Here is a 25,662-nt window from a genome sequence, read left to right as displayed (position 1 = left end):
AAGATCGCGGTCAGCCCGTGCAGGAGGCGAGGTCGCTGCGGTAGGCGCGGTCGCGCTCCAGCGGCCCGTCGGCCTCGTGGACGATGCCGGTCGGGACGCCCCAGAACCGGTCGGCGTAGGTGATCAGCGGGCGCCCGAACGCGCAGCCGCGCTTCTCGGCGGGCACCGCGGTGTCCCCCTCGCGGCAGCCGGCGTAGCCGCCGGGCATCCGCGCGTCGTCGACCCACACCTCGGCACAGGCCGGCCAGTCGGCACCGACCTCCTCGGTGGGGCTCTCGGTCTCGATCGGGGTCGGCGTCTCCTGCGGGAGCTCGCTCTCGGTCGGGCTCTCGCTCGGCGACTCGCTGGCCGTCTCGCTGGCTGTCTCGCTGGCCGTCTCGGTGGTCTCGACGGCGCTGCTCTGCTCGGCCCCCTCCCCCTCGTCGGTGCCGCAGGCGCTCAGGCCGGCGGCCAGGGCCAGCGGCAGGGCCAGGGCGGCGATCAGACGAGGGGTGCGCATGCCCGCCACCCTACGCCGGGCCCTTCCCCCGACGCAGGCGCGCGAGCAGCCCCCGGCGCGCCGTCGTGGCCTGTCCGGCCTGCTCGCGGGCCCGCTCCAGGAACGCCGCGGCCAGCGCGTCGGGGTCGCTGCCCGCGGGCGGAGGCTGGTCGGGGTGCGGGTCGCCGGGCTCCCCCACCACCGGGCTGAGGTCGCGCAGGTCCGCGCGGCTGCCGTGCACGCGCCACCCGGAGGCGCGGGTCTCGGTCACCCAGGCCTCGGTCACCTCGGTCAGCAGCGGGCCGAGCGCCGCGGGCGTGCGGGCCGCGGGCCCCCCGCGCGCCAGCTCGCGCTCGGCCCACTCACGCTTGACCAGCCGCAGGGCGGTGGAGCGGTCCAGTGCCTCCCCGCCACGCTCCGCGCGCACGGCCAGTGCCCGGTGCACCTCGCGCAGCAGCGCCACCTCCGCCGGCGGCAGCGAGGGGTTCGCGGGCGGCAGCGCGGCGTCGTCGGGGCGCAGCGCGCCGGCCCCCGGCCCCACGGCGTCGGCGAAGCGGCGCCACAGCTCCCCGGGGGGTGCACCGGGGGCCGGGCAGACCACCAGGTGCACGCGCTCGGGCGGCAGGCCACCGCCCCACCGGGTCAGGGCGTCCACCCAGTCCTGGGCGTGCCAGAAGTGCGGACGGCGTCCGCCGGCGTCCGGCCCCTGGTCGCGGCCGGTGTCCGCGCGCAGCTGGGTGCGCTCGAGGTCGGCGAAGGTCCAGTCGGCGCCCAGCTTCACCTCCTCCTGCCAGTGCGCGGTGGCCTGCCGGCCCAGGTCGCGCGCCGTCGCCACCACGTGCACCTCGCAGCCGGCCAGTGGCGCCAGGGCTCCGGCCACCTCGGACGGCGAGGCGCCCCCGAGCACCTCGTGCCCCAGCACGGCCGTCCCGCCCTGCTCGTGCCAGGCGCGGGCCTCGGCACACAGCTGCTCCCAGGTGCCCGCGATCGCCGTCGGGTCCAGACCGAACTTGGCGGCGCTGCCGCGCACCTCCACCGCCGCCTCGAAGTGCGCGCCAGGCCGCAACCTCGGGTGCAGGACGCCGGCCTCGCGCAGCTGCTCGCGGTGCTCGGCCAGCACCCGCTGCAGGTAGGTGGTGCCGGTCTTCGGCAGCCCGACGTGCACGACGACGCTCACGGTGCCCATGGTGGCCCACCGTGGGCCGTCGTGGCGCACGCCGGTCGCCCGACGCCGGTAACCTCGCCGCGTGAGCACCGCCCCCACCCGCGTCTACGCGGCCCGACTGGTCGGGCTGCCGATCTTCGACCCACAGGGCGACCAGGTCGGCAAGGTGCGCGACCTCGTGGTCACCATCCGCAACGACGTCAGCCAGCCGCGGGTCCTCGGCCTGGTGGCGGAGGTGTTCGGTCGCCGGCGGATCTTCGTGCCGATGACCCGGGTCACCAACATCGACAGCGGTCAGGTCTACACCACCGGCCTGCTCAACATGCGCCGCTTCGAGCAGCGCTCCACCGAGACCCTGGTCATCGGGCAGATGCTCGACCGGCGCGTCACCGTGCGCACCAGCGGTGGGTCGGTCGACGGCACGGTCTACGACGTCGGCATGGAGCAGGCGCGCAACCGCGACTGGGTGATCAGCCGCGTCGCCGTCCAGGAACCCGGCAAGGGTCTGCGTCGCCGGGGCCAGACCCACACCGTGGAGTGGCGCGACGTCGCCGGCCTGGCGCGCAGCGAGGAGGAGCAGGGCGCCACCCACCTGGCCGCGGCCCTCAACGAGATGCGCCCCGCCGACGCCGCCAACATGCTGCACGACCTCCCCCTGGACCGACGGGCCGCCGTCGCCGCCGCCCTCGACGACGAGCGCCTGGCCGACGTGCTCGAGGAGATGCCGGAGGTGGACCAGGTGGCGATCCTGGAGAACCTCGACTCCGAGCGGGCCGCGGACGTGCTCGAGGAGATGTCGCCCGACGACGCCGCGGACCTGATGGCCGACCTGCCCCCGGAGACCCAGGAGATCCTGCTCCACCTGATGGAGCCCGACGAGGCCGAGGACGTGCGCCGCCTGATGGCCTACGTCGAGGACACCGCGGGCGCGATGATGACCTCCGAGCCGGTCATCCTGGGGCCCGACGCCACCATCGCCGACGCGCTGGCCCACGTGCGCAACCCCGACCTGACGCCGTCGCTGGCGGCGCTGGTCTACGTGTGCCGCCAGCCGCTGGAGACCCCGACCGGCAAGCTGCTGGGCGTCGCGCACATCCAGCGGCTGCTGCGCGAGCCGCCCTCCACGCTGGTGGCCGGCGCGCTCGACACCTCATTCGAGGTGCTGCGCCCCGAGGCCTCCAAGGACGAGGTGGCGGCCCACCTCGCGATGTACAACCTCGTGGCCGCGCCCGTCGTCGACGAGGCCGGGCACCTGCTCGGCGCCGTCACGGTGGACGACCTGCTCGACCACCTGCTCCCCGACAACTGGCGGGACCGGGCCGTGCGGCGCGGGGAGGAGGCGGGCCGTGGCTGAGCGCAGGGATCCCGACGAGCGCTGGTTCACCAGCCGCTCCCCGGGCAACCGACTCGACACCCCGCAGGCCTCGCGCCGTCAGATCCGGGTGCCGAGCGTCTCCAGCGAGGGCTTCGGCGTCTTCGCCGAGCAGTTCGCGCGGTTCATGGGCACCGCCACGTTCCTGCTCTACATGACCGGGTTCGTGGCCCTGTGGATCGTGTGGAACGTGCTGGCGCCCGCCGCGCTGCGCTTCGACGAGTTCCCCTTCATCTTCCTCACCCTGATGCTCAGCCTGCAGGCCTCCTACGCGGCGCCGCTCATCCTGCTGGCCCAGAACCGGCAGGAGACCCGCGACAAGGTCATCGCCGAGCAGGACCGGCAGGTCAACGCGCGGGCGCACGCCGACATGGAGTTCCTCGCCCGCGAGGTGGCCTCGCTGCGCATGTCGGTGGGCGAGGTGGCCACCCGCGACTACCTGCGCTCGGAGCTGCGCGCGCTGCTCAGCGACCTCGACGACCGCATCGAGGACCGCCTGGAGCGGGCCGAGCGGCGTGGGGAGTCTCACGGGGCCCCCTCGGCCGACGATGGGGAGCACCCCACCGCCGCGACCTAGACTGGGTGACCATGAGCACCCCCGGCACCCAGCCCACCGTGGAGCAGGTCCAGGCGGCCCTCGCGACCGTCAACGACCCGGAGATCAAGCGCCCGATCACCGAGCTCGGCATGGTCGACACCGTCGAGATCGACGAGGCCGGGGTCGTGCACCTCACCGTGCTGCTCACCGTGGCGGGCTGCCCGCTCAAGGACACCATCAACCGCGACGTCACCGCCGCGGTGACCAAGGTCGAGGGCGTCACCGGTGTCGAGCTGCAGCTCGGGGTGATGACCGCCGAGCAGCGGGCCGGCCTCAAGGAGGTGCTCGCGGGCGGCAAGGCCGAGCGCGAGATCCCCTTCGCCCAGCCCGGGTCGCTCACCAAGGTCTACGCGATCGCCAGCGGCAAGGGCGGCGTCGGCAAGTCCTCGGTGACGGTCAACCTCGCGCTGTCGATGGCCGGCCAGGGGCTGCGCGTGGGCATCGTCGACGCCGACATCTACGGCCACTCGGTGCCGGCCATGCTCGGCGTCGCCGACTCGCGCCCCACCCAGGTCGACGACCTGATCATGCCCGTCCCCACCGCCAGCGGCGTCTCGGTGATCTCCATCGGCATGCTCAAGCCCCGCCGCGACCAGGTGGTCGCCTGGCGCGGCCCCATGCTCGACCGCGCCCTCGTGCAGATGCTCGCCGACGTGTTCTGGGGCGACCTCGACGTCCTGCTGCTCGACCTGCCGCCGGGCACCGGCGACGTCGCCATCTCGCTGGGCCAGCACCTGCCCGGTGCGGAGGTCGTCGTCGTCACGACGCCGCAGGAGGCCGCCGCCGAGGTCGCCGAGCGCGCCGGCACCATGGCCTCGATGATGCACCAGCGCGTGGTCGGCGTGGTCGAGAACATGAGCTACCTGCTGCACACCAACCCCGACGGCTCCGAGCAGCGCCTGGAGGTCTTCGGCTCCGGAGGCGGCGAGCGGGTCGCCTCGACCCTCTCGGCGCGGTTCGGCTACGACGTGCCGCTGCTCGGCCAGGTGCCGCTCGACCCCTCGCTGCGCGAGGGCGGTGACGCCGGCAAGCCGATCGTGGAGTCCGACCCCACCGCACCGGCCGCGCGGGTGCTGCACGAGGTGGCCAACACGCTCGCCGGTCGCGGGCGCGGCCTGGCCGGCATGCAGCTGGGCCTCACCCCGGCCAACCGGCTCTGACGCCGGCCCCGACCGGGCCGAAGTGCGGGCCGTGCAGGTCACCCCAGCCGGTCACCCGCTAGGTTCACTGTCGTGATCGGGGACATCGGCTTCGCTGAGCTGGTCGTCATCGCCGTCGTGGCGATCGTCGTCTTCGGCCCCGACAAGCTCCCCGAGCTGGCCAAGCAGGCCGGCGCGATGCTGCGCAAGGCCCGCGACTTCGCCAACTCGGCGCGCGACGAGCTGCGCACCGAGCTGGGCGAGGAGTACAAGGACCTCGAGCTGCGCGACCTCGACCCCCGCTCGATCGTGCGCCGCCACATCGTGGAGGCCATGGAGGACGCCGGCGAGGAGGCCGAGAAGGCCAAGGCGCGACCCGGCCGTGCGCCGCTGGGCGACGGCGAGCTGCCGCCGTACGACCCGGACGCCACCTGATCCCGGGCGCCACCTGATCCCGGGCGCCACCTGATCCCGGGCTCACCCCGGTCGCGGCATCACGCGTCCTCGCCCTGGGCGGCCGCGATCGCCGCGAACGCCACCAGCACCAGCCGCCCCGACGGCTCGCGCAGCTCGGCGAAGTCCGCGCCGACCCGACGCAGGACCCCCTCGAGGCGTGACCCGTCACGGCGGTGCAGCACGCAGCGCTCCCCCGCCTCCGCCAACCGGCGCAGCGCCGAGCCCAGGGTCAGCCGCGTGAGCGGCGACCACGCCACCTCCGGCACGGAGCGCTCGGAGACACCCGTCGCACCCGTCACGGCCGCGAGCGAGACGATCCAGTCCTGGGCGCTCCCGCCGTCACCGCTCAGCAGGCACCAGCCGGTGCCCACCCGCTCCAGGCGCCCGCGCAGCGGCCCCACGCCCTCGACCTCCAGCAGCAGCGGGAGCTCCAGCGAGGCCACCAGGCGGCTCGCGAGGCTGACCTGCTGGTACTCCGCGCGCCCGCGGTCGAGCAGGTCGGGCGCGCGCGCCGCGTCGGCCAGCGCCTCGGCCTGCTGCTCGAGGTCCTCGAAGAGCGCGAACAGCTGCTCCTCCCACGCCATGGCGCCAGCCTGCCAGACGTCGGCACCACTGTGGAGAGAGCGTTGACATCGGTATCGAATCGATCTTGACTGCTTCCAACAGAAGCAAACTACGTCAAACACAAGGTTCTGAGACCCCAGCGAGGTAGCCGTGCACCACTCCCCGCCCACCCGGACGCGGTGCCTGGCCGTCTGGCTGGCGGCGTTGGCCGCCGTCGTCGCCGTGGTGGCCTGGGTGCTCCCCGACCTGCGCGACGCCGGGCACCACCTCCTCGGCACGGGCCCGGCCGACGCCCAGCCCTTCGCCCGGTGGCTCGCCTGGGTGGCCGCCGCCGCGCTGGCGGGGTGCGCCGGGTGGGCCGGGTACGTGACCAGCGTCGTCGTCCTGGAGGCGCTGCGAGGTGCGCCCACCGCCTCCGGGGCCGGCGTCCCCGCCTGGAGCCGACGGCTGGTCCTGGCCGCGTGCGGCGCTGCGGTGGTGGCCGGCATCCCCGCGGGCGCCCACGCCGCGGACCCCGCCCCGGGGCCCGCGGCCACCGGGGGCCAGGATCGTCTCCCCGGACTGCACGGGCTGCCCCTGCCCGAACGAGCGCAGGCCGGCTCGGTCACCGACCTCGTCGGCGGCCTGCTCCTCACGAGCGGGTCCCCGGGTCCGGTGACCGCACCCCCCGACCGCGAGCCGCCCCCTCACGTGGCCGACCCGGGGCGCGAGCCGGGAGGACGCCATCACGTCGTCGCACCGGGCGAGTCGTTGTGGACGATCGCCCGCTCCGCAGTCCCTGCCCCGGCGCACGCAGCGGCCGTGGCGGCCTACTGGCCGCGGCTGCACGCGGCGAACCGCGCCGTCCTCGGCGCGGACCCCGACCTGATCACCCCCGGGCAGCGGCTGCTGCTGCCGCCCGTGGAGAGCACCACCGACCACCCGCGAGAGGACCACCGATGACCACCAGCAGCCCGACCACCCTGGCACCGCACCCGCGCTCCTCCCGGGTCGTGCAGCTGCCCCGCCGTCCCGTGGCCGTGGCCCCGGTGCAGGGCACCCTGGCCCTGGAGCTGGAGCCCCTGCTCGAGCCGCCGACCGCCGAGGTGGTGCCGCTCGACCCCCGCCGCCACCGGGGCCTGCACGACTGGGTGGTGCGCTTCGCGCAGGCGGCCGTCGAGATCGCCGGCGGCGACCGGCCCGCCGAGCAGCTGGTGCGCCACACCGATCGAGACACCTACGCCGACCTGCACCGCCGCGCGCTGCTGGTGGCGCGCGCCGGCTGCCACCGCCCGGGACTGGGCCGCGTGATGGCGGTGCGCCCGCGCGTCCACAGCGTGCGCCTGTGCTTCCTGGCGGCCGACGTCGCCGAGGCCAGCGTGCACGTGCGCCACGGCGAGCGCTCCCGTGCCCTCGCCGCACGCTTCGAGCTGCGCCAGCACCGCTGGGTCGCCACCGCGCTCGAGTTCGGGTGAGGAACGAACCCGAACTCATCGGTGGTCGAGCAAGCGACCGCGTGTGAGCCCGCGAACCCGCGCGGAGCGCGTGTGAGCCCGCGAACCCGCGAGGAGCGCGTCGAGACCCGCTGGCTCACCGAACGTGCGCGAGGCGAGCGACCCGCGGGTGAGGAACGAACCCGCGGAGAGCGAGCCGAACCCTGCCCGCTCACCGGAGGGCGCCTGGCTCACCGGGTCTCGGTACGCGCCGCCCCTCGCAAGCTCGGGGCGGCGCTACTCGACCAGCGGTGTTCGCGGGCCCACTCGACCAGTGGTGTTCGTGGGTCTACTCGACCAGCGGTGTGGTGCGGTCCTGCTCGACCAGCGATTCGTGCGGCGTCAGCCGATGCGGGCGGCGAGGCCGGTGGGCCCGCCGGGGGCGCCGTGGCAGCGCTTGTACTTCTTGCCCGAGCCGCAGGGGCACAGCGAGTTGCGTCCCACGTCGGAGAACTCGTCGTCCTCCGCCGGTGCCGTGGCGCCGACGACCTCCACGTCGCCGTCCTCGGTGGGCGCGGAGTAGGAGAGGTTCTGCGGGGTGCGCGGCGTCTCCAGGCCCTTGGCCCGGATCTGCGGCGTGTGCTGGTGGTCGGGCTGCTCCTGGGAGGGCAGCTCGCGGCGCAGCGGCTCCTCCGCCTCGTCCTCCTCGCCCTCCAGCTCGAGCTCGCCCTGGTCCTCCTCGACCTGGACCTCCAGGTTGAACAGGAAGCCGACCGTCTCCTCCTTGATGCCGTCCATCATGGCGGTGAACATGTCGTAGCCCTCGCGCTGGTACTCCACGAGCGGGTCGCGCTGGGAGTAGGCACGCAGGTAGATGCCCTCGCGCAGGTAGTCCATCTCGTAGAGGTGCTCGCGCCACTTGCGGTCGAGCACCGAGAGCAGGACGCGGCGCTCGAGCTCGCGGGCGACCTCCTCGCCGATCTCCTCCTCGCGCTCGTCGTAGGCGCGGTGCGCGTCCTCCTTGAGCAGGGCGATCAGGTCGTCGCGCTGCAGCTCGGCGCGCCCGCCGGCCTTCTCCTCGAGCTCGCGGTGGTCGACCGAGATGGGCCAGATCTGGCCGAGGTCGGTCCACAGCTGCTCGAGGTCCCACTCCTCCGCGAACTCGTCGAGCGACCCGATCACGGTGCCGGTGACGACGTCGTCGATGAAGGTGCGGACCTGGTCGGCGAGGTCGGCGCCCTCGAGGACCTCGCGGCGCTCGGCGTAGATGACCTTGCGCTGGCGGTCCATGACGTCGTCGTACTTGAGCACGTTCTTGCGCGACTCGAAGTTCTGCGACTCCACCTGGCCCTGCGCGTTGGCGATGGCGCTGGTGACGCGCTTGTTCTCGATCGGCACGTCGTCGGGGATCTTGAGCATGGTCAGCACGCGGTCGACCCACTCGGACTTGAAGAGCCGCATCAGCTCGTCCTGCAGCGAGAGGTAGAACCGCGACTCGCCGGGGTCACCCTGACGGCCCGAGCGGCCGCGCAGCTGGTTGTCGATGCGGCGCGACTCGTGGCGCTCGGTGCCGACGACGTAGAGGCCGCCGAGCTCACGCACCTCGTCGTGCTCGGCCGCGACCTGCGCCTTGATCTCCTCGAGCATGCCGGGCCAGGCGGCCTCGTACTCGTCGGCGGTCTCACCGGTGGGCTGCAGGCCCTTCTTGCGCAGCGCCTCGTCGGCGAGGAACTCCACCGAGCCGCCGAGCATGATGTCGGTGCCGCGACCGGCCATGTTGGTGGCCACGGTGACGGCGCCCTTGTGGCCGGCCATCGCGACGATCTTGGCCTCGTCGGCGTGCACCTTGGCGTTGAGCACCGAGTGGGGGACGCCGTGCTTGCGCAGGGCGGTGGAGAGGTACTCGGACTTCTCGACCGACACGGTGCCCACGAGCACCGGCTGCCCCTTCTTGTGCCGGTCGACGATGTCCTCGACGACGGCGTCGTACTTGGCCTCCTCGGTGCGGTACACGAGGTCGGGCTGGTCGATGCGCTGCATCGGGCGGTTGGTCGGGATCGGGACGACGCCGAGGCTGTAGATCTTGTCGAACTCGCTGGCCTCGGTCATGGCCGTGCCGGTCATGCCGGAGAGCTTGTCGTAGAGGCGGAAGTAGTTCTGCAGCGTGACCGTGGCGAGGGTCTGGTACTCCTCGCGGACCGTGACGCCCTCCTTGGCCTCGATCGCCTGGTGCAGGCCGTCGTTGTAGCGGCGCCCGGCGAGCATGCGGCCGGTGTGCTCGTCGACGATGAGCACCTCGCCGTCGATGACGACGTACTCCTTGTCGTTGCGGAACAGCTCCTTGGCCTTGATGGAGTTGTTGAGGAACGAGATCAGCGGGGTGTTGGCCGACTCGTAGAGGTTCTCGATGCCGAGGTGGTCCTCGACCTTGGTGATGCCGGGGCCGAGCACCGAGATGGTGCGCTTCTTCTCGTCGACCTCGTAGTCCTCGTCGCGCACCAGGGTCTTGGCGATCTTGGAGAACTCGCCGTACCACTTCACCTCGTCCTGGGTGGGTCCGCTGATGATCAGCGGCGTGCGCGCCTCGTCGATGAGGATCGAGTCGACCTCGTCGACGACGGAGAAGTTGTGGCCGCGCTGCACGCACTCCTCGACCGAGCCCGCCATGTTGTCGCGCAGGTAGTCGAAGCCGAGCTCGTTGTTGGTGCCGTAGGTGATGTCGCAGGCGTAGGCCTCGCGCCGCGCCGCGGGCCGCATCTGCGGCAGGATCACGCCGGTCGTGAGCCCGAGGAAGTGGTGCACGCGGCCCATCCACTCCGCGTGGTACTTGGCCAGGTAGTCGTTGACCGTGACGACGTGGACGCCCTTGCCCTCGAGCGCGTTGAGGTAGGCCGGGAGGGTGGCGACCAGCGTCTTGCCCTCACCGGTCTTCATCTCGGCGATGTTGCCCATGTGCAGCGCCGCGCCGCCCATGATCTGCACGTCGTAGTGCCGCTGGCCGATGACCCGGTTGGCGGCCTCGCGCACCGTGGCGAACGCCTCCGGCATGAGGTCGTCGAGGGTCTCGCCCTCGGCCAGGCGACGACGGAACTCCACGGTCATGCCCTGCAGCTCCTCGTCGCTCATGGCGACGAAGTCGTCCTCGATCGCGTTGACGGCCTTGGCGACCGTCTCGAGCTGACGCAGGATCTTGCCCTCTCCGATGCGGAGGAGCTTGTCGATGATGGCGGGCACGGCGGGGTGACTCCTTGCGGTGGGTTGGCTGCAGCGTCGGCGTACGGCCGCCGCCACTCTACCCAGCGGTCGCGGCCTGCCCGAATGGGAGCGGGATCACGGTGGAGGCAGGGTCTGCGCGCCGGCGCGCAGCGCCACGGCGAGCGGCGCGGCGAGGTCCCCGCGGTCGCCGACGACGACGTCGTGGAGCCCGAGCCAGCCGGCCAGGCGGCGCAGCTCGGCCGCCAGGTGCAGCACGCTCTCGCCCGGCGAGGTCTCGGTCGCCGTGGGCTCGGCGAAGGCCCCCGGCACCAGCAGCAGCCCGGTGGTCCGGTCGGCCTTGAGGTCGACGCGGGCCACCAGCCGGTCGCCGAGCAGGAAGGGCAGCACGTAGTACCCGTGCACGCGCCGGTGGGCGGGCACGTAGATCTCGATGCGGTAGTGGAAGTCGAAGAGCGCCTCGGTGCGCTCGCGCAGCCACACGACCGGGTCGAAGGGACTCAGCACCGTGCGCGCGGGCACGCGGCGCGGCAGCCGCGCGGCGTGGTGCAGGTAGGCGGGTCGCGCCCACCCCTCGACCCGCACGGGCGTCAGCTCCCCGGTCTCCACCAGGACCTCGACGGCGGCCGCCGTGGGCCGGGTGCCCATCCGGTAGTAGTCGGCCAGGCAGCGCACCGAGGCGACGCCGTGCGAGGCCGCGGCGCGGCGCACCAGCTCGACGTCGGCCTCGACGCGGGTGGGTGTCGGCTGTGCCAGCACCGCGGCGGGCAGCACGCGCTCGGGCAGGTCGTAGACCACCTCGAAGGAGCGGGTGCGACCGGCGATGGCCAGCTGTCCCGAGGAGTAGAGGTAGTCCAGCCCGCGCCGCGCCTGCGACCAGTTCCAGCCCCAGTGGCCCGACTCCTTGGGCGCGCCGTCGTCGAGGTCGCGGGCGGTGCTGGCGCCCCGCGCCGTGACCTCGGCCAGCAGCCGGGCGGCGAGCGCCGGGTCGTCACCGCCGCCCCACTTGCCGCGCCGCTCGCGGTAGTCGGCCATCCGGTGCGCCATCACCGGCCACAGCTCCACCGGCATCAACGCCTGCACGTGCGCCCAGTACTCCACCAGCCTGCGGGGCGGGCGCTCGGCGGCGCGAGGCAGCAGGCTGGTCTCGTAGGGGCCCATCCGCGCGTACAGCGGCATGTAGTGGGCCCGCTGCAGCACGTTCACCGAGTCGACCTGCAGCACCCCGGTGCGCTCTACGGTGCGCTGCAGGGTGCGCAGGGTCGGCACGGTGTGCGGCGGGTCGCAGAACCCCTGCGCCGCCAACGCCACCCGACGGGCCTGGGCGCGCGAGAGGGTCTCCGGTCGGCTCACGGGGCGATTCGACCATCCGGCGCCGACAGGTGCCAGCCGGGTGGGGGGCTGGTGTCTCGTGGTCGGCGTGGCCCGCGCCGCGTAGCCGACCGACTCTCGCCGTCGACGGATCGGCGGAGCCGACCCCGCAGCGGCGGAGCGCAGCGACGTCCTTGACGGTGAGACCGGCCGTGCTACCGGCGCGGGCCACACACCGGCCCGAAGCGCCGACCCCACCGACGCCCTGCCCGTGAGCCCGACGGTCTCGAGACGGGTCGCTCCCGCGCTCCTTCGTCGCGCGCGAGCCGAGCGCTCCTCGACCTTCGCTCCTGGGCCTGACCTGCGGGGGGGCAGGCCTCGCAGGCTCGGCCTGCTCCCCTCAGGTCAGGGGAGCTCCAGCAGCTTCTCGCGGACGGCGAACATGACCGCCTCCATGCGCGAGTGCAGCTGCAGCTTCTCCAGGATGTTGCGCACGTGGTTCTTGACGGTGTTCTCGCTGATGAACAGCTCCGCGGCGATGGCGCGGTTGTTGTGGCCGCGGGCCACCAGCTTGAGGACGTCGAGCTCGCGCTCGGTGAGGCGGAAGGAGGCGCCGGGCTCGCGCTCGGGGCGGGAGAGCTGCTTGAACTCGTCGATCAGCTTGACCGCCATCGAGGGGCTGATCAGCGACTGGCCCTCGGCCACCACGCGGATGGCCTGGGCGACCTCCTCGATGGAGGAGTCCTTGAGCAGGTAGCCCGAGGCGCCGCTCTTGACGGCCTCGTAGAGGTCGGCCTCCTCGTCGGAGACGGTGAGCATGATGATCTTGGCCGAGGGGACGGACTCCTTGATCGCCAGGCAGGCGTCGATGCCGGTGCGCTTGGGCATCCGGATGTCGAGCAGCACGATGTCAGGGGCGGCGCTGGCCGCGAGGTCGGTGCCCTCGACGCCGTCGCCGGCCTCCCCCACGACCTCGATGCCCTCCTCGGCAGCGAGCAGCATCGTGAGTCCCCGCCGGAAGAGCTCCTGGTCGTCGACCACGAGCACCCGGATGGGTTCGGTCCCGGAACCGCCTGTGCCGTTTGCCACGTCTGCATCATGACACGGCTGGGCCCGGACCGCAGGACGGTCCGGGCCCAGACGGGGTCGTGGCGGTGCGCCAGCGGCGCGGGGCCGGTCAGTCCTCCCCGAGGTCGAGGGAGATCACGCCGTAGTCGTAGCCCTTGCGGCGGTAGACCACCGAGGGTCGCTCGCTCTCCTTGTCGACGAAGAGGTAGAAGTCGTGGCCGACGAGCTCCATCTCGTAGAGCGCCTGGTCCAGCGTCATCGCCGCGGCGGGGTGGCTCTTCTCCCGCACCACCAGCGGCCCGTCGCCGGTGACCTCGATGGGGCCGACCCGGTGGTGGGCGACCCCGTCCTCGTCGACCTGCTCGGTCGCGGGCTCGACGGTCGGCATGCTCGCCAGCGCCTGGCCGACCGAGACCGGGGCGTGACGGCCCCGGTGGACACGACGCCGGTCCGCGGCCTTGCGCATCTGCGCGGCCATCTTGTCCAGCGCCAGGTCCAGCGCCCCCATCTGGTGGTCGGCGGCGGCCTCGGCGCGGATCACCGGACCCTTGGAGAAGGCGGTCAGCTCGATGTGCACGGACTGGTCGTGCTGTCGCGGGTTGGCCTCGCACTCCATCTCGACGTGCACCCGCATGATGCGGTGATCGTGCTTCTCCAGCTTGGCGAGCTTCTCGGCGCAGTGCTCACGGAACCGATCCGTGACCTCGCAATGACGTCCGGTGACCACAACTTCCATGCGAAAACCTCCCGCTTGATTGGGTTGGTCGGACCGGCCCGGTGGGGCGGGCTCGGTCAGGCCCCACCTGCCCTCGGATGGTGAGGGAGGGGGGCGTGCGTGGATGGAGCCCGCCCGGCCGACCTGGTCTTCGACCCCACAACCGCCTGCTGAGGCTCTCGCAGCTTGAGTGCCACTACCCGCCTTCTCCCGCCGGCGCGCGCATCTGACGCGCGGGGCGAGGCAGGACTTACCTCTAAGCCGCACCGTGATCGTCCCCGGGGGGACTTACGTGGACCGTTTCGCCTGCGACTGGCATCGGCTTGCCGTGCGGGCGCGGAGGCACCGACGGCGCAACCACGGACCCGGGCGGACTCCATGCAGTGACGTTAGTGGGTGGCCCGCGGGCGGGGAAGGAGGTCCCCCGAACTTTCAGGAGACTCTCGGGTGCGGCGTCGCCGCGACCGCCGCCACCCCGGCGACGACGACGCCCGCGGCACGCAGCGCCCGCACCGCCTCGGCCGCGGTGGCGCCCGTCGTCACGACGTCGTCGCACACCACCACCCGCGCCGCGCCCACCCGGCGGGCCAGGCGACGCACCCCGGCCGCCGGGCACGCCAGCGCCCCCTCGAGGTTGCGGGCGCGGGCGACGCGGTCCAGACCTCCTTGGTCGAGCACGCCGGGTCGCTGCACCAGCAGCGGCGCGACGAGCACCGTGCTCGGCCCGGAGCCCGCGAGCGAGCGGGCCGCGCCGCGGGTCATCGCCAGCGTGGGGTCGTGACCGCGGGCGCGCACCGAGGAGCGACGCGAGGGCACCGGCACGAGCACCAGGACCGACCCGGCGACGCCCGCGGGCCGGGCCGCGGCGACGGCGCCGGCCAGCAGGGCGGCCAGCGGCGCTCGCAGCGCGTGCAGCCCGCGCTCCTTGTGGCCGACCACCAGGGCCCGCACGGTGCCGCGGTAGGGCCCGGCCGCCCGCACCGGGACGGGATGCGGCCAGCCGGGGAGGCTCACCGCCAGCGGCGTGCTCGGGAGCAGGCCACGGCAGGAGCCGCACAGCAGCCGGCCGGGCTCCTCGCAGCCCACGCACGAGCCGCCGAGCAACAGGTCGAGGGCGGCGTCGCGGAGCACGCGGTGATGCCACCACCGGCCCGGGGCGCGGTCAACCTGCTCCGCGCGATCTGTGGAGGAGCCGCGGTGAGCCGGTGCCCAGCAGGTGCGCGGCAGGTGCTCAGCCGGCGTAGTCCAGCGAGATGATCGGGCCCTCGAAGACCCGTGAGGTCAAGGTGGTGAGGTCGAAGAGGCTGGCGGCGGTGGCGGCGTAGACGGACTGGTCGGGCACCGGCGTGCCCACCAGCCCGAGCACCGCGCCGTTGACCGAGGTGGTGTCGGAGACCGTCGGGGCGCCGTCGACGCCGAGGCTGCGCACCTCGTAGCGCTCGCGCAGGACGACCGGGGTCAGCGCCGCGAGGGTCGTGGTGGAGGTCCAGGTGAGGTCCACGATGCGGCCCTGACCGGTCTCGGTCTCGATCGAGGTGGCCGGCAGCACGCGCGCGATGGCCCGGGCGTCGCGCAGCACCACCCGGCCGACCCGGACCTCGTCGCCGTCCGCGCCCCGGACCACTGCCACGAAGCGGGTGCCGTCGCGCGAGACGGTGAACGCCGAGACCTGCTGCCCGGTGACGCCGGGCACCTCGACGACGCGCTGCGCACCGCGACTGACGTACGAGACCTCGACCCCTGCCCCGGTCCTGTCGACCAGCCAGATGCGTCCGTCGAAGTCCCACGCGGGCGGCAGCAGGTCGGTGCCGCTGGCCACCTCGACGGGCTCGACGGGCTCCTCGGCCAGCGGCTCCGCGACCGGGGCCACGAGCACCCGCGTGCCGTCGAGGGAGACGCCGGCCGCCGTCTCCCCGTCGGGGTCGACGCTGACGGCGCGCAGGCCCGAGGGGCGCGTGCCGAAGGGGCCCGAGACCGGGGTGAGCGCACCCTCGACGGTGCCGCTGACCAAGCGTCCGCTCGCGAGGCCGAAGAGCGCCGTGCTGGCGTTGGCCCCGGCGGGGTCGACCTGCGGAGCCCGGTCGACGTCGTAGGCGCCGTCGGAGGAGGTCGGAGCGCCCGAGGCCCGGATCTCCTCCCCGGCGATGTTGAGCCGCACCGCGGTGATGCCCTCCTGCCCGAGGGTCCAGGCGAGCTGGGCGAGCATCCGGTCGACGACGTCCTGGGAGCGCGGGGCCGGTGCGCCCTCCAGCCGGATGTCGGCGACGCCGTCGTCGGAGACCGGCACCGAGAGCTCGACCTGGAGACCGGAGGGGAAGGCGGTGGTCGTGACGTCGGGCACCACCGGCCCGGCGATCAGCCGCTGCACCAGCGTGCTGGCCAGCTGCTCCCCCACCGGCACGTAGACCGGCTCCGGCACCAGGATCCGCGAGGTGGGGTCGAAGAAGTACAGGTTGGCCTGCCGGAAGCGCTCGGCGAACCAGTCGGTGGGCACCACGTGCTGGTCGGGAGGGTCGGCGATGCGGTACTCGCCGTCCTCCTCCACCAGCCGCAGGCGCAGGGTCTCGGCCGAGGCCGGCAGGTCGCCCTGCCAGGCCCCGGTCGCGTCGATCCGGGCGGCGTCCACGAGCCGCAGCCCCACCGACCCCTGGGGACCGGCGTCGGTGAGGATCGGGCCGCGGTCGGCGTAGACGATCGTCGCCTGGTCGGGGTTCCAGGAGGCCTGGTCCTCCTGCGCCAGGTACTGCCGGGCCACCTCGAAGTTCTGCGGCCACGCCTTCATGGCGTCCAGGAACCCGTTCGCCACCTCGGCCGGTGAGGCTCCGGGCTCGGGGGGCGCGGCGTCGATGCCCATCGGCCGGGCCTGGTCGACCTCGGGGTCGGCCCGGGTCTCCACGACGGGCCCGCTGGTGGGCATGCCGGTGCAGCCCGCACCCAGCAGGGCGAGCGCGCCGACGAGCGCCACGAGCAGCGCCCGCGGGGCCCGACGACGACGCAGCCGTGCGCTCACCGGGCACCCACCCCCCGGCGGTCGGGCCCGGGACGGCGGGCGGCGTCGTCCGGCACGAGCGAGAGCGGGCTGGAGCGCAGGGTGTCGCCGGCGTGGCGCGGCAGGGTGAGCCGGAACTGCGATCCCTCGCCCGGTCGGCCCCAGGCCTGCAGCCACCCGCCGTGCAACCGGGTGTCCTCCAGCGAGATCGAGAGGCCCAGGCCGGTGCCGCCGCTGGTGCGGGCGCGCGCGGGGTCGCCGCGCCAGAAGCGGTTGAAGACCAGCGCGGACTCCCCGGGCGCCAGCCCCACCCCGAAGTCGCGCACCGCGACGGCGGCGGCGTCGCCGTCGCAGCCCAGGCGCACCAGCACCTGGCCGTCCGGACCGGCGTGGTCGATGGCGTTGGTGACCAGGTTGCGCACCACGCGCTCCACCCGCCGGGCGTCGACCTCGGCCACGCACGGCCGGGCCGTGGGCCCCTCGGGCAGCAGCACCCGGACGTCGACCCCGCGACGCTCGGCCAGGGTGCGGGTCGTGTGCACGACCCGGTGGGCGACGTCGGCGAGGTTGATGTCCTCGAGGTCCAGGACGGCGGCGCCGGCGTCGAACCGACTGATCTCCAGCAGGTCCTCCAGCAGCGTCTCGAACCGGTCCAGCTCGGTCTGCAGCAGCTCGGCGGAGCGCGCCGTGACGGGGTCGAAGTCCGCCCGGGCGTCGTGCAGCACGTCGCCGGCCATCCGGACCGTGGTGAGCGGCGTGCGCAGCTCGTGGGAGACGTCGGAGGCGAACTGCTGCTGGACCCGGCTGAGCTCCTCCAGCTGGCGGATCTGCTTCTGCAGGTTGGCCGCCATCTGGTTGAACGAGATCGCCAGCCGGGCCAGGTCGTCCTCGCCGCGCACGCGCAGCCGCTCCTGCAGCCGGCCGGCGGCCAGCCGCTCGGCGACGCGGCGGGCCATCCGGATGGGGGTGACGACCTGCCGGGTGACCAGCCAGGTGATCGCGGCGACCAGCACCAGCAGCACGACCGCGCCGGTGGCCAGCGCGCGGGTGACCAGCGCGAGGGTCTCCTGCTGCTCCTCGAGCGGGAAGACGTAGTAGAGCGTGTAGACGTTGCCGTCGGCCGGCAGCTGCACCTGGGAGCCGACGACGATCCCGGGCTCGCGGGTGGTCTCGCCGGTCTCGGGGTCCGAGCGGACGACCTCGCTGAACGTCCAGGCGGTCGTGGCCACCTCGTCGAAGCGCGCCTCCAGCGACTCCGGCACGGAGGCGGTCTCGAGGTTGGCGGTGCGCTCGGCGCCACCGTCGGCCAGGCGGGTGCCGCTTCCGACCGGACCGCCCAGCAGCACCCCGAAGTCGCGCGCCTCGCCGGCGCGGATGATGGGGCGGGCCAGCTCGGCCTGCTGGCTGACGGCGTCGAACTCGGTGCCCTCCGCGGCGGCGAGCCGGTCCGTGGCCTGGTTGGTCTCGCTGATCGCCTCGGCGACCACCACCTCGGCCCGGTTCTGCAGCAGACCGTCGCGGGTCTGCTCGGTGAGCAGCCAGCCGACGCCGGCGATCACCACGGCCGAGAGCAGCACGGTGCTGGTGGCGACGCGCGCCTGGATCGAGCGGCGCCAGAAGGTGAAGGCCCGCCGCACCCCGGCGGGTACGACGCGCGAGATCCCCTGCGAGCGCCGGGAGGGGCGCGCGGGGTCGCGTCGCGGCAGCCGGGGCAGGCGCAGGGGGCGCAGGGAGGCCATGGTTCGCTCGGCCGCCCGGGCCGTCAGCGTCCGGACGTCACGAGACGCCGGCCTTGTACCCGACACCGCGCACGGTGACGACGATCTCGGGGTGCTCGGGGTCGTGCTCGACCTTGGAGCGCAGCCGCTGGACGTGCACGTTGACCAGGCGGGTGTCCGCGGCGTGCCGGTAGCCCCACACCTGCTCGAGCAGGGTCTCGCGGCTGAAGACCTGCCACGGCGTGCGCGCCAGGCACAGCAGCAGGTCGAACTCCAGCGGCGTGAGGCTGATCGGCGTGCCGTTGCGGCTCACCGCGTGGCCGGGCACGTCGATGGCCAGGTCCCCGATGGTGAGGGACTCCGGCTCGGCCGTGTCGTTGCGGCGCACCCGGGCCCGGATCCGCGCCACGAGCTCCTTGGGCTTGAAGGGCTTGACGACGTAGTCGTCGGCGCCGGACTCCAGGCCCACCACGACGTCGACGGTGTCGCCCTTGGCGGTCAGCATCACGATCGGCACGCCCGAGGTGGCCCGGATCTCCTTGCACACGTCGATGCCGTCCTTGCCGGGCAGCATCACGTCGAGCAGGACGACGTCGGGCCGGTAGTCGCGGAAGACCTCCAGCGCCTCGTCGCCGCGCACGCACATCCGGGAGTCGAAACCCTCCTGGCGCAGGACGATCGTCAGCATCTCGGCCAGCGCGGCATCGTCGTCGACCACCAGCACCCGGCCCTTCGTCGCGAGGTTCGCGGCGTGGTCGGTGCTCTGGCTCATGATCTCCATAGTGCCACCCCCGGAGTCCGGTCCTGCTCGTGCGCGCGGTCGCCCGTCCCTTGACGCCGCGCGGCGTGTCGGTGCCGCGGGACCCGCTCGGGGTCCCGCAACGACACCGCACCGGGCCCCGTGGGGTCCCGGTGCGGTGTCGTGGTGCTCAGTAGCGGTACTGCTCGGACTTGTAGGGTCCGGCGACGTCGAGGCCCAGGTAGGAGGCCTGCGAGTCGGTGAGGGTGGTCAGCTTGACGCCGAGCGCGTCGAGGTGGAGGCGCGCCACCATCTCGTCGAGGTGCTTGGGCAGCACGTACACGCCGACGGGGTACTCCTCGGTCTTGGAGTAGATCTCGATCTGCGCGAGCACCTGGTTGGTGAAGGAGTTCGACATCACGAAGCTGGGGTGGCCGGTGGCGTTGCCCAGGTTCATCAGGCGGCCCTCGGAGAGCACGATGATCGCGTTGCCCTCGGGGAAGGTCCACACGTCGACCTGCGGCTTGACGTTCTTGCGGGTCGCCACGCCGTCGGCCTCGAGGCCGGCCATGTCGATCTCGTTGTCGAAGTGACCGATGTTGGCCAGGATCGCGTTGTGCTTCATGCGCTTCATCTGGTCGACGGTCACGACGTCCTTGTTGCCGGTGGCCGTGATGATGATGTCGGCGGTGTCGACGACGTCGTCGAGGGTGGAGACCTGGTAGCCGTCCATGGCCGCCTGCAGCGCGCAGATCGGGTCGATCTCGGTGACGATGACGCGGGCGCCCTGGCCGCGCAGCGAGTCGGCCGAGCCCTTGCCCACGTCGCCGTAGCCGCACACGACCGCGACCTTGCCGCCGATGAGCACGTCGGTGGCGCGGTTGATGCCGTCGATGAGCGAGTGGCGGCAGCCGTACTTGTTGTCGAACTTGGACTTGGTGACCGAGTCGTTGACGTTGATGGCCGGGAAGAGCAGCGAGCCCTCGCGCATCATGTCGTAGAGGCGGAGCACACCGGTGGTGGTCTCCTCGGTCACGCCCTTGATCTCGTTGGCGATCTTGGTCCAGCGGTCGTTGCTCTGGGTGAGCGAGGCCTGCAGGACCTCGAAGATGATCCGCTGCTCGCCGGAGGTGGCGGTGGCCGGGTCGGGGGCCTGACCGGTCTTCTCCGCCTCGACGCCGAGGTGCACGAGGAGGGTGGCGTCGCCACCGTCGTCGAGGATCATGTTGGCGAACTCGCCCGCGGGCCAGTCGAGGATCTGCTGGGTGCACCACCAGTACTCCTCGAGCGTCTCGCCCTTCCAGGCGAAGACCGGCACACCGGAGGGGTTCTCGACGGTGCCCTCGGGGCCGACGACGACGGCGGCCGCGGCGTGGTCCTGGGTGGAGAAGATGTTGCAGGAGGCCCAGCGCACGTCGGCGCCGAGTGCGACCAGGGTCTCGATGAGCACCGCGGTCTGGATGGTCATGTGCAGCGAACCGGCGATCTTGGCACCGGCGAGGGGCTTGGCCTCGCCGTACTGCTCGCGCATGGCCATGAGGCCGGGCATCTCGTGCTCGGCGAGCGTGATCTCGGTCCGGCCGTAGTCGGCCAGGGACAGGTCGGCGACCTTGAAGTCCATCAGTTGTCTCCTCGGAGTCTGGAGGCTCACGTCCGCGCCGTGCATCCGCACGTTGTCGGGATCTCCCGCGCTGACCCTTCGAGGGTAGGCCGCGGTGTCGCCGGAGCGGGAATCCTCGCCGTGACCCGGCCCACGTCCCTCGCGCGGCCGCCTGCGGTCAGTGCGCGGCCGCGGCCTTCTCGCGCCGCGGCACGAGGTGCACCACGCCGAGGATCGCCAGGCCGAGCGCTAGGCCCAGGACGGCGGAGGCCGCGGTGTTGACCAGCCAGGCCAGGACCGCACCGACGCCGGGGACGGCGTCGTGCACGATCTCCTCCACGTGGTGGACGGCGTCGTAGGGCGCCGTGAAGCCCAGCTCCTCCAGGCCCACGAGCTCGATGTGGCCACCGACCCACAGCATGGCGGCGGTGCCCACCACGGAGAGGACGGCGAGCAGGCGCGGCATGCCGGCGACGAGGCCGCGGCCCACGCGCTGGGCGGCCTCGGAGGGGCGCGCGGCCAGCTTGAGGCCGGCGTCGTCCATCTTGACGATGCCGGCGACGGCGCCGTAGACGGCCACCGTGATCACCAGCGCGACGACGGCGAGGATGACCAGCCGGCTCACGAAGCTCTCGCTCGCCACCGAGTTCAGGGCGATCACCATGATCTCGGCGGAGAGGATGAAGTCGGTGCGCACCGCGCTCGAGACCAGCGCGTCCTCGGCGTCGGCACCGCGCCGGCTGGCCGGCTCGGCGTGGTGCTCGTGGCCGCGCAGCCGGCCCCAGACCTTGTGCGCGCCCTCGTAGCACAGGTAGCCGCCGCCCAGCATCAGGATCGGCGTCAGCAGCCACGGCGCGACGGCGCTCAGCAGCAGCGCGGCGGGCAGGATGAAGAGGAACTTGTTGCGCAGCGAGCCCATCGCGATGCGCCGGATGATGGGCAGCTCGCGCGAGGGGTCGACCCCCGTGACGTACTGCGGGGTCACCGCGGCGTCGTCGATCACCACGCCGGCCGCCTTGCCGGTGGCGCGTCCGGCCGCCATCCCGATGTCGTCGACCGAGGCCGCCGCCAGTCGCGCCAGCGCCGCCACGTCGTCGAGGAGTCCGACCAGTCCGCCTGCCATGCGCGCAGCGTAGTCGCAGCCGGCCGCGCGCCCTCAGCCGTCGCGGTCGGGCTGGGCGGGCGGCACCCCACCGGCCGGGGTCGCGGGCTCGGGCTCCAGCGCCGCCTCAGCGCGGGCGACCTCGCCCGGGGTCGGGATCTCGGGGACGACCGCGGCGTCGGCGAGGTCGTTGTCCATCAGCTGCACGGGCGTCTCCTGGACGACCTCGACCACCTCGGCCAGCGTGACGGCCTGCGTGGTGTGGCGCTCGGCGTAGCCGAAGGGGTCGACGAGCTCGGTGAGCACGCTCGCGAGCGGTCGCCAGGCGAGCAGCAGCGCGAGCCCCACCCCGCCGACGGTGGTGATCACCAGCGAGAGCCCCGCGTGGTCGACGGCCCACTCGTCGAAGCCCGCGTAGGAGGCGCCCTTCACGGCGAAGCCGTGGAAGAGGTAGACGACCAGCGTGTAGACGCCCATCCGGGTGAACCAGCCCTCCACCCGCGGCACGAGCGCGAGGAAGGCCAGGGCGCCGCACAGCCCCACCGCGAGCACGCCCGCGCGGATCGCGAAGGCCTCGGTGTCGCTGGCCACCAGCTCGTCGTAGCGGGCGCGGTAGTAGAGCCACTCGGTCTCGGCGATCGCGTCGGTGAACCGCGTCAGGACCGCGATCACCGCGAAGACGCCGACCGCCACCCAGGCGACCCCGCGGGCCCGCAACAGCTCCAGCCGCTCGGGCGTGGCCTTGAGTCCCAGCACGAAGAACGGCAGCAGCCCGAAGACCCGCGCCAGGTCGAGCAGGTCGGAGAAGTAGAGACCGGCCACCAGGCTCGCCGCCACCGCGACCGTGAGCGCGACCGGCGTCGGCATCGCCTTGAACGGCGGGGTCATCACGCGCCAGAAGAACAGCGCCGCGAGGTACCACATCGGCCAGTGCGGGTCCGCGAAGAGGTCCTCGAGCTGCTCGCCGCCCACGTAGATGCGGAAGACCGCGATCCCCGCCTCGAACACCAGGTAGGGCACCACCACGGTGCGCACCAGCATCCACCAGCGCGCCCGGGTGTAGGCGAAGGACTTCGACAGGAAGCCGGTCACCAGCACGAACGCCGGCACGTGCCAGGCGTAGAGGAAGTCGTAGAGGTGGTCGCGCAGCGGACCCGGGGGCGCCAGCGTCCAGGCGTGGCCGACCACCACCAAGGTGACCAGGGCCATCTTGGCGTTGTCGAGCCAGGGATCACGACGCGCCATGCAGCAGAAGGTACCCGCGGCGCACCCCGCCGAGTCCGGGGCTCCTCCGGCTCTGGACGACCCGGGAGGGCCCTGGACGGCCCGGGGAGGTCAGTCCTCGACGAGCCCCAGCCGCAGGTACTCGGCGGCGTAGGTGCCGGTGAGCAGCAGCGACGCGTAGCGCGCGACCTCCGAGGGCGCCTGCGTGGTGACGGTCTCGACGCGGACGCCGTGCTCGGCCGCGGCGGCCTGCAGGCGACCGCGCTGCTCGCGGACCACCGGGTCCTGGGCGCCGTCGTCGAGCACGACCAGCGCCGGACGACGCTCGCCGCCGCCGCCGGCGAAGGGGTCGTCGAAGACGTCGCGGGGACGGGTCGCCTCGATCACGGGCAGCAGGTGCTCGGCGTCGCCGGCGAGCGCGGTGCGGCCGCTGGTGCGCCGCACCGACTCGGCGACGCGCCGCGCGGCACGCGCGGCCAGCACCGAGCCGCCCCACACCAGCGGCGAGGCGTCGGCCAGGGCGATGGCCAGCATCTTGGCCGGGTTGACCGCCAGGTCGCGGTGGGGCGAGCAGGAGACCGCGACGTCGTCGAGCGCCTCGGCCACCTGCTCGGGGGCCGAGTGCGGCCCCAGACCCAGGTGGTGCAGGTAGTCGAGCACCACGACGGCGGTGGCCAGCTGGTCACGGGTGGCCGTCGGGATGATCGTGCTCCAGCGACCCGCCGCGTGCTCGGACACGCTGGAGCCCACCGGGGCGGCCACGACCACCTGGCAGCCGCGACGCACCGCCTCCGCCACCGCCGAGGCCGTGCCGGAGTCCGAGCCGCTGGGGGCGAGCACCACGACGAGGTCCAGGCTGCCCGCCCACCCGGGGAGGGCCGGGCCGGGCCACGCCACGAACGGCACGGGGCACCAGGGCTCGAGGACGGCGCGCAGCAGCCGCGAGTCGGGCCCGGCGGCGATGACGGCGCGCGGCCGCGCCGAGACGCCGTCGTCGGCGCGGGCCGAGGAGGCCAGGGCGTGCTCGATCACGGTCGACGCGTCGCCGGCCTCGCGACGCACGCGCGCCCCGGACTCGGCGAGGGTGCGCAGGCGCAGGTCGACACTGCGCAGCGCGCTCTCGTCGTCCAGGCGGGACTCGTCGAACCAGGTGGCCATGTGCGCGTCAGGCCGGCTTGCGGGCTTCGTCGACCAGCAGCACCGGGATGCCGTCGCGCACGGGGTAGGCCAGGCCGCACCCGCGGCAGACCAGCTCGGCGGCCGGCTCGGCGGCCGGCTCGTGGGCGACGAGGTCCAGCTCGGCGCGGCACGCGGGGCACACGATGATCTCCAGCAGGGCGGGGTCGACCTGCTGGCCGGCCTGGGGGTTCTCGGTCATGTCAGCTCCTGATCCGGGCGAGCACCTCGTCGCGCACGCGTTCCATGGTGGCGGTGTCCTTGCCCTCCGCGTTGAGGCGCAGCAGCGGCTCGGTGTTGGAGGCACGGACGTTGAAGGTCCAGTCGGCGTGGGCCACGGTCAGCCCGTCGAGGTGGTCGATGGTCACGCCGTCGAGACCGCCGTAGGTGGCCTCGACGTCGGCCAGCACGGCCCGCTGGTCGGTGACCGTGGAGTTGATCTCGCCGCTGAGCGGGTAGCGCTCGTAGGCAGCCAGCAGCTGCGAGAGCGGCTGGTCGGTCTCGGCGAGGGCGGCGAGGACGTGCAGGGCGGCAAGCATGCCGGAGTCGGCGCGCCAGAACTCACGGAAGTAGAAGTGGCCGCTGTGCTCGCCGCCGAAGACGGCGTCGGTCTCGGCCATCGTGGCCTTGATGTAGGAGTGGCCCACCCGGGTGCGCACCGGGGTGCCGCCGAGCTCGGTGACCAGCTCGGGCACCGCACGGCTGGTGATCAGGTTGTGGATCACCGTGGCGCCGGGGTGCTTGGCCAGCTCCCGGGCGGCGATCAGCGCGGTGACCGCGGACGGCGAGACGGCGCGGCCCTGCTCGTCGACGAGGAAGCAGCGGTCGGCGTCGCCGTCGAAGGCGAGCCCGACGTCGGCGCGCTCGGCCACCACGCGCTGCTGCAGGTCGACCAGGGTGGCGGCGTCGATCGGGTTGGCCTCGTGGTTCGGGAAGGTGCCGTCGAGCTCGAAGTACATCGGCACCAGCTCGACCTGCTCCTGGCCGAGCCGAGCGAACACCGCCGGCGCGGTGTGACCGGCCATGCCGTTGCCGGCGTCGGCGACGACCTTGAGCCGACGCCCGCGCACGGGGGCGAGGGCGAGCAGGTGCGCGGCGTAGGCCTCGAGCACCTCCAGCTCGTCGATCGAGCCCTCGCGCGTGCTGGTGGCGACAGCCTCCCCGCCCGCGACCAGGTCGCGGATCTGCGCCAGACCGGTGTCGGTGCCGACCGGCTGCGCGAACGCCCGGCACAGCTTGATCCCGTTGTACTGAGCGGGATTGTGGCTGGCGGTGAACATCGCACCCGGGCGCTCGAGGTGGCCCGAGGCGAAGTAGAGCTGGTCGGTGGAGGCCAGCCCGATCATGGTGACGTCGGCACCCGCCCTCGTGGCGCCGTCGGCGAACGCCCCGGCCATGCCGGGCGAGCTGGGCCGCATGTCGTGGCCCACCACGATCTCGGTGGCGCCGAGCACCTGCACGAACGCGGCGCCGGTGGCCCGGGCGAGCTCCTCGTCGACCTGCTGCGGCACCAGGCCGCGCACGTCGTAGGCCTTGAAGACCGACTGCACGTTGTCGGGGGCGAGCGTCCCGCTGTCGACCATGACGCCGACCCTAGGGCATGACCCGCTGCGGCCGAGCGGC

23 protein-coding genes are annotated in these 25,662 nt (G+C 73.3%); 6 read left to right on the top strand and 17 right to left on the bottom strand.

Annotated features, from left to right (window positions below; genetic code table 11):
* Positions 1 to 10: 10 nt before the first annotated feature.
* Together ABD948_RS06035 and ABD948_RS06030 are read right to left on the bottom strand one after the other, a co-directional pair.
* Positions 11 to 499, bottom strand: coding sequence for a hypothetical protein (locus tag ABD948_RS06035; RefSeq protein ID WP_345263664.1), 489 nt, complete (start codon positions 497 to 499; stop codon positions 11 to 13).
* 10 nt (positions 500 to 509) lie between these two features.
* Positions 510 to 1,664: a hypothetical protein gene (locus ABD948_RS06030; RefSeq protein WP_345263662.1), complete on the bottom strand. Its 1,155-nt coding sequence runs from the start codon at positions 1,662 to 1,664 to the stop codon at positions 510 to 512.
* Positions 1,665 to 1,725: 61 nt separating this feature from the next.
* Here ABD948_RS06030 and ABD948_RS06025 point away from each other — a divergent pair, with 61 nt between their 5' ends.
* The 4 genes from ABD948_RS06025 (at position 1,726) to ABD948_RS06010 (ending at position 5,187) form a co-directional block, all read left to right on the top strand.
* Positions 1,726 to 2,997, top strand: coding sequence for a magnesium transporter MgtE N-terminal domain-containing protein (locus ABD948_RS06025; protein WP_345263660.1), 1,272 nt, complete (start codon positions 1,726 to 1,728; stop codon positions 2,995 to 2,997).
* A complete protein-coding gene (locus ABD948_RS06020; RefSeq protein ID WP_345263658.1) occupies positions 2,990 to 3,592 on the top strand; it encodes a DUF1003 domain-containing protein in 603 nt (200 codons plus the stop codon). Before ABD948_RS06025 ends, ABD948_RS06020 begins: the two co-directional genes overlap by 8 nt.
* Positions 3,593 to 3,603: 11 nt before the next feature.
* Positions 3,604 to 4,773 (top strand): Mrp/NBP35 family ATP-binding protein, encoded by a 1,170-nt coding sequence (locus tag ABD948_RS06015; protein WP_345263656.1) that lies wholly within the window; start codon positions 3,604 to 3,606, stop codon positions 4,771 to 4,773.
* A 72-nt stretch (positions 4,774 to 4,845) separates the two neighbouring features.
* Positions 4,846 to 5,187: a sec-independent translocase gene (locus ABD948_RS06010; RefSeq protein WP_345263654.1), complete on the top strand. Its 342-nt coding sequence runs from the start codon at positions 4,846 to 4,848 to the stop codon at positions 5,185 to 5,187.
* 59 nt (positions 5,188 to 5,246) lie between these two features.
* Here the strand turns inward: ABD948_RS06010 and ABD948_RS06005 are convergent, their stop codons facing one another.
* Complete coding sequence (locus tag ABD948_RS06005) at positions 5,247 to 5,792, bottom strand: hypothetical protein (protein WP_345263652.1); 546 nt, start codon at positions 5,790 to 5,792, stop codon at positions 5,247 to 5,249.
* A gap of 130 nt (positions 5,793 to 5,922) precedes the next feature.
* On the opposite strand from ABD948_RS06005, the gene ABD948_RS06000 reads away from it, so the two are divergent.
* Together ABD948_RS06000 and ABD948_RS05995 are read left to right on the top strand one after the other, a co-directional pair.
* Positions 5,923 to 6,714 carry a LysM peptidoglycan-binding domain-containing protein gene (locus tag ABD948_RS06000; protein ID WP_345263650.1) on the top strand — a complete coding sequence of 264 codons (792 nt, stop codon included), beginning with the start codon at positions 5,923 to 5,925 and terminating at the stop codon, positions 6,712 to 6,714.
* The gene (locus ABD948_RS05995) at positions 6,711 to 7,226 is read left to right on the top strand and encodes an Rv3235 family protein (RefSeq protein WP_345263648.1); all 516 of its coding nucleotides are present in this window, start codon (positions 6,711 to 6,713) and stop codon (positions 7,224 to 7,226) included. Before ABD948_RS06000 ends, ABD948_RS05995 begins: the two co-directional genes overlap by 4 nt.
* Positions 7,227 to 7,586: 360 nt before the next feature.
* Here ABD948_RS05995 and secA read toward each other — a convergent pair whose 3' ends face one another.
* The 14 genes from secA to ABD948_RS05925 form a co-directional block, all read right to left on the bottom strand.
* Positions 7,587 to 10,418 carry a preprotein translocase subunit SecA gene (gene secA, locus ABD948_RS05990; protein WP_345263646.1) on the bottom strand — a complete coding sequence of 944 codons (2,832 nt, stop codon included), beginning with the start codon at positions 10,416 to 10,418 and terminating at the stop codon, positions 7,587 to 7,589.
* 96 nt (positions 10,419 to 10,514) lie between these two features.
* Positions 10,515 to 11,750: a winged helix-turn-helix domain-containing protein gene (locus tag ABD948_RS05985; protein WP_345263644.1), complete on the bottom strand. Its 1,236-nt coding sequence runs from the start codon at positions 11,748 to 11,750 to the stop codon at positions 10,515 to 10,517.
* Positions 11,751 to 12,113: 363 nt separating this feature from the next.
* A complete protein-coding gene (locus ABD948_RS05980; protein WP_345263642.1) occupies positions 12,114 to 12,797 on the bottom strand; it encodes a response regulator in 684 nt (227 codons plus the stop codon).
* Between the two features lie 88 nt (positions 12,798 to 12,885).
* Positions 12,886 to 13,512 (bottom strand): ribosome hibernation-promoting factor, HPF/YfiA family, encoded by a 627-nt coding sequence (gene hpf / locus ABD948_RS05975; protein ID WP_345263639.1) that lies wholly within the window; start codon positions 13,510 to 13,512, stop codon positions 12,886 to 12,888.
* A 411-nt stretch (positions 13,513 to 13,923) separates the two neighbouring features.
* Entirely contained in the window at positions 13,924 to 14,622 is a 699-nt protein-coding gene (locus ABD948_RS05970; RefSeq protein ID WP_345263637.1) for a ComF family protein, read from the bottom strand.
* A 100-nt stretch (positions 14,623 to 14,722) separates the two neighbouring features.
* Positions 14,723 to 16,501 (bottom strand): LpqB family beta-propeller domain-containing protein, encoded by a 1,779-nt coding sequence (locus ABD948_RS05965; RefSeq protein ID WP_345263635.1) that lies wholly within the window; start codon positions 16,499 to 16,501, stop codon positions 14,723 to 14,725.
* A complete protein-coding gene (gene mtrB, locus ABD948_RS05960; RefSeq protein ID WP_345263633.1) occupies positions 16,498 to 18,219 on the bottom strand; it encodes an MtrAB system histidine kinase MtrB in 1,722 nt (573 codons plus the stop codon). The genes ABD948_RS05965 and mtrB overlap by 4 nt, the downstream gene beginning before the upstream one ends.
* A 37-nt stretch (positions 18,220 to 18,256) precedes the next feature.
* Positions 18,257 to 18,970 carry an MtrAB system response regulator MtrA gene (mtrA, locus tag ABD948_RS05955; RefSeq protein WP_345263631.1) on the bottom strand — a complete coding sequence of 238 codons (714 nt, stop codon included), beginning with the start codon at positions 18,968 to 18,970 and terminating at the stop codon, positions 18,257 to 18,259.
* Positions 18,971 to 19,127: 157 nt separating this feature from the next.
* A complete protein-coding gene (ahcY, locus tag ABD948_RS05950; protein WP_345263629.1) occupies positions 19,128 to 20,558 on the bottom strand; it encodes an adenosylhomocysteinase in 1,431 nt (476 codons plus the stop codon).
* Between the two features lie 157 nt (positions 20,559 to 20,715).
* A complete protein-coding gene (locus tag ABD948_RS05945; RefSeq protein ID WP_345263627.1) occupies positions 20,716 to 21,660 on the bottom strand; it encodes a DUF808 domain-containing protein in 945 nt (314 codons plus the stop codon).
* Between the two features lie 33 nt (positions 21,661 to 21,693).
* Positions 21,694 to 22,884 carry an acyltransferase family protein gene (locus ABD948_RS05940; RefSeq protein ID WP_345263625.1) on the bottom strand — a complete coding sequence of 397 codons (1,191 nt, stop codon included), beginning with the start codon at positions 22,882 to 22,884 and terminating at the stop codon, positions 21,694 to 21,696.
* 90 nt (positions 22,885 to 22,974) lie between these two features.
* Positions 22,975 to 24,021: an SIS domain-containing protein gene (locus tag ABD948_RS05935; protein ID WP_345263623.1), complete on the bottom strand. Its 1,047-nt coding sequence runs from the start codon at positions 24,019 to 24,021 to the stop codon at positions 22,975 to 22,977.
* Between the two features lie 7 nt (positions 24,022 to 24,028).
* Positions 24,029 to 24,241: a Trm112 family protein gene (locus ABD948_RS05930; RefSeq protein WP_345263619.1), complete on the bottom strand. Its 213-nt coding sequence runs from the start codon at positions 24,239 to 24,241 to the stop codon at positions 24,029 to 24,031.
* 1 nt (position 24,242) lies between these two features.
* Positions 24,243 to 25,622 (bottom strand): phosphomannomutase/phosphoglucomutase, encoded by a 1,380-nt coding sequence (locus ABD948_RS05925; RefSeq protein WP_345263617.1) that lies wholly within the window; start codon positions 25,620 to 25,622, stop codon positions 24,243 to 24,245.
* Positions 25,623 to 25,662: the final 40 nt, after the last annotated feature.

It is taken from the genome of Nocardioides nanhaiensis (genome assembly GCF_039542785.1).
GTDB classification, from domain to species: domain Bacteria; phylum Actinomycetota; class Actinomycetes; order Propionibacteriales; family Nocardioidaceae; genus Nocardioides; species Nocardioides nanhaiensis.
The sequence above is the reverse complement of the archived record's forward strand: the minus strand, read 5'-3'. Positions and strand labels throughout refer to the sequence as shown.

Bases quoted from the DNA above. Each gene is read 5' to 3' on its own strand.
- ABD948_RS06035 (WP_345263664.1), bottom strand. From the start codon at position 499: ATGCGCACCCCTCGTCTGATCGCCGCCCTGGCCCTGCCGCTGGCCCTG.
- ABD948_RS06030 (WP_345263662.1), bottom strand. From the start codon at position 1,664: ATGGGCACCGTGAGCGTCGTCGTGCACGTCGGGCTGCCGAAGACCGGC.
- ABD948_RS06015 (WP_345263656.1), top strand. From the start codon at position 3,604: ATGAGCACCCCCGGCACCCAGCCCACCGTGGAGCAGGTCCAGGCGGCC.
- ABD948_RS06005 (WP_345263652.1), bottom strand. From the start codon at position 5,792: ATGGCGTGGGAGGAGCAGCTGTTCGCGCTCTTCGAGGACCTCGAGCAG.
- ABD948_RS05995 (WP_345263648.1), top strand. From the start codon at position 6,711: ATGACCACCAGCAGCCCGACCACCCTGGCACCGCACCCGCGCTCCTCC.
- hpf (WP_345263639.1), bottom strand. From the start codon at position 13,512: ATGGAAGTTGTGGTCACCGGACGTCATTGCGAGGTCACGGATCGGTTC.
- mtrB (WP_345263633.1), bottom strand. From the start codon at position 18,219: ATGGCCTCCCTGCGCCCCCTGCGCCTGCCCCGGCTGCCGCGACGCGAC.
- mtrA (WP_345263631.1), bottom strand. From the start codon at position 18,970: ATGAGCCAGAGCACCGACCACGCCGCGAACCTCGCGACGAAGGGCCGG.
- ahcY (WP_345263629.1), bottom strand. From the start codon at position 20,558: ATGGACTTCAAGGTCGCCGACCTGTCCCTGGCCGACTACGGCCGGACC.
- ABD948_RS05945 (WP_345263627.1), bottom strand. From the start codon at position 21,660: ATGGCAGGCGGACTGGTCGGACTCCTCGACGACGTGGCGGCGCTGGCG.
- ABD948_RS05940 (WP_345263625.1), bottom strand. From the start codon at position 22,884: ATGGCGCGTCGTGATCCCTGGCTCGACAACGCCAAGATGGCCCTGGTC.
- ABD948_RS05935 (WP_345263623.1), bottom strand. From the start codon at position 24,021: ATGGCCACCTGGTTCGACGAGTCCCGCCTGGACGACGAGAGCGCGCTG.
- ABD948_RS05930 (WP_345263619.1), bottom strand. From the start codon at position 24,241: ATGACCGAGAACCCCCAGGCCGGCCAGCAGGTCGACCCCGCCCTGCTG.
- ABD948_RS05925 (WP_345263617.1), bottom strand. From the start codon at position 25,622: ATGGTCGACAGCGGGACGCTCGCCCCCGACAACGTGCAGTCGGTCTTC.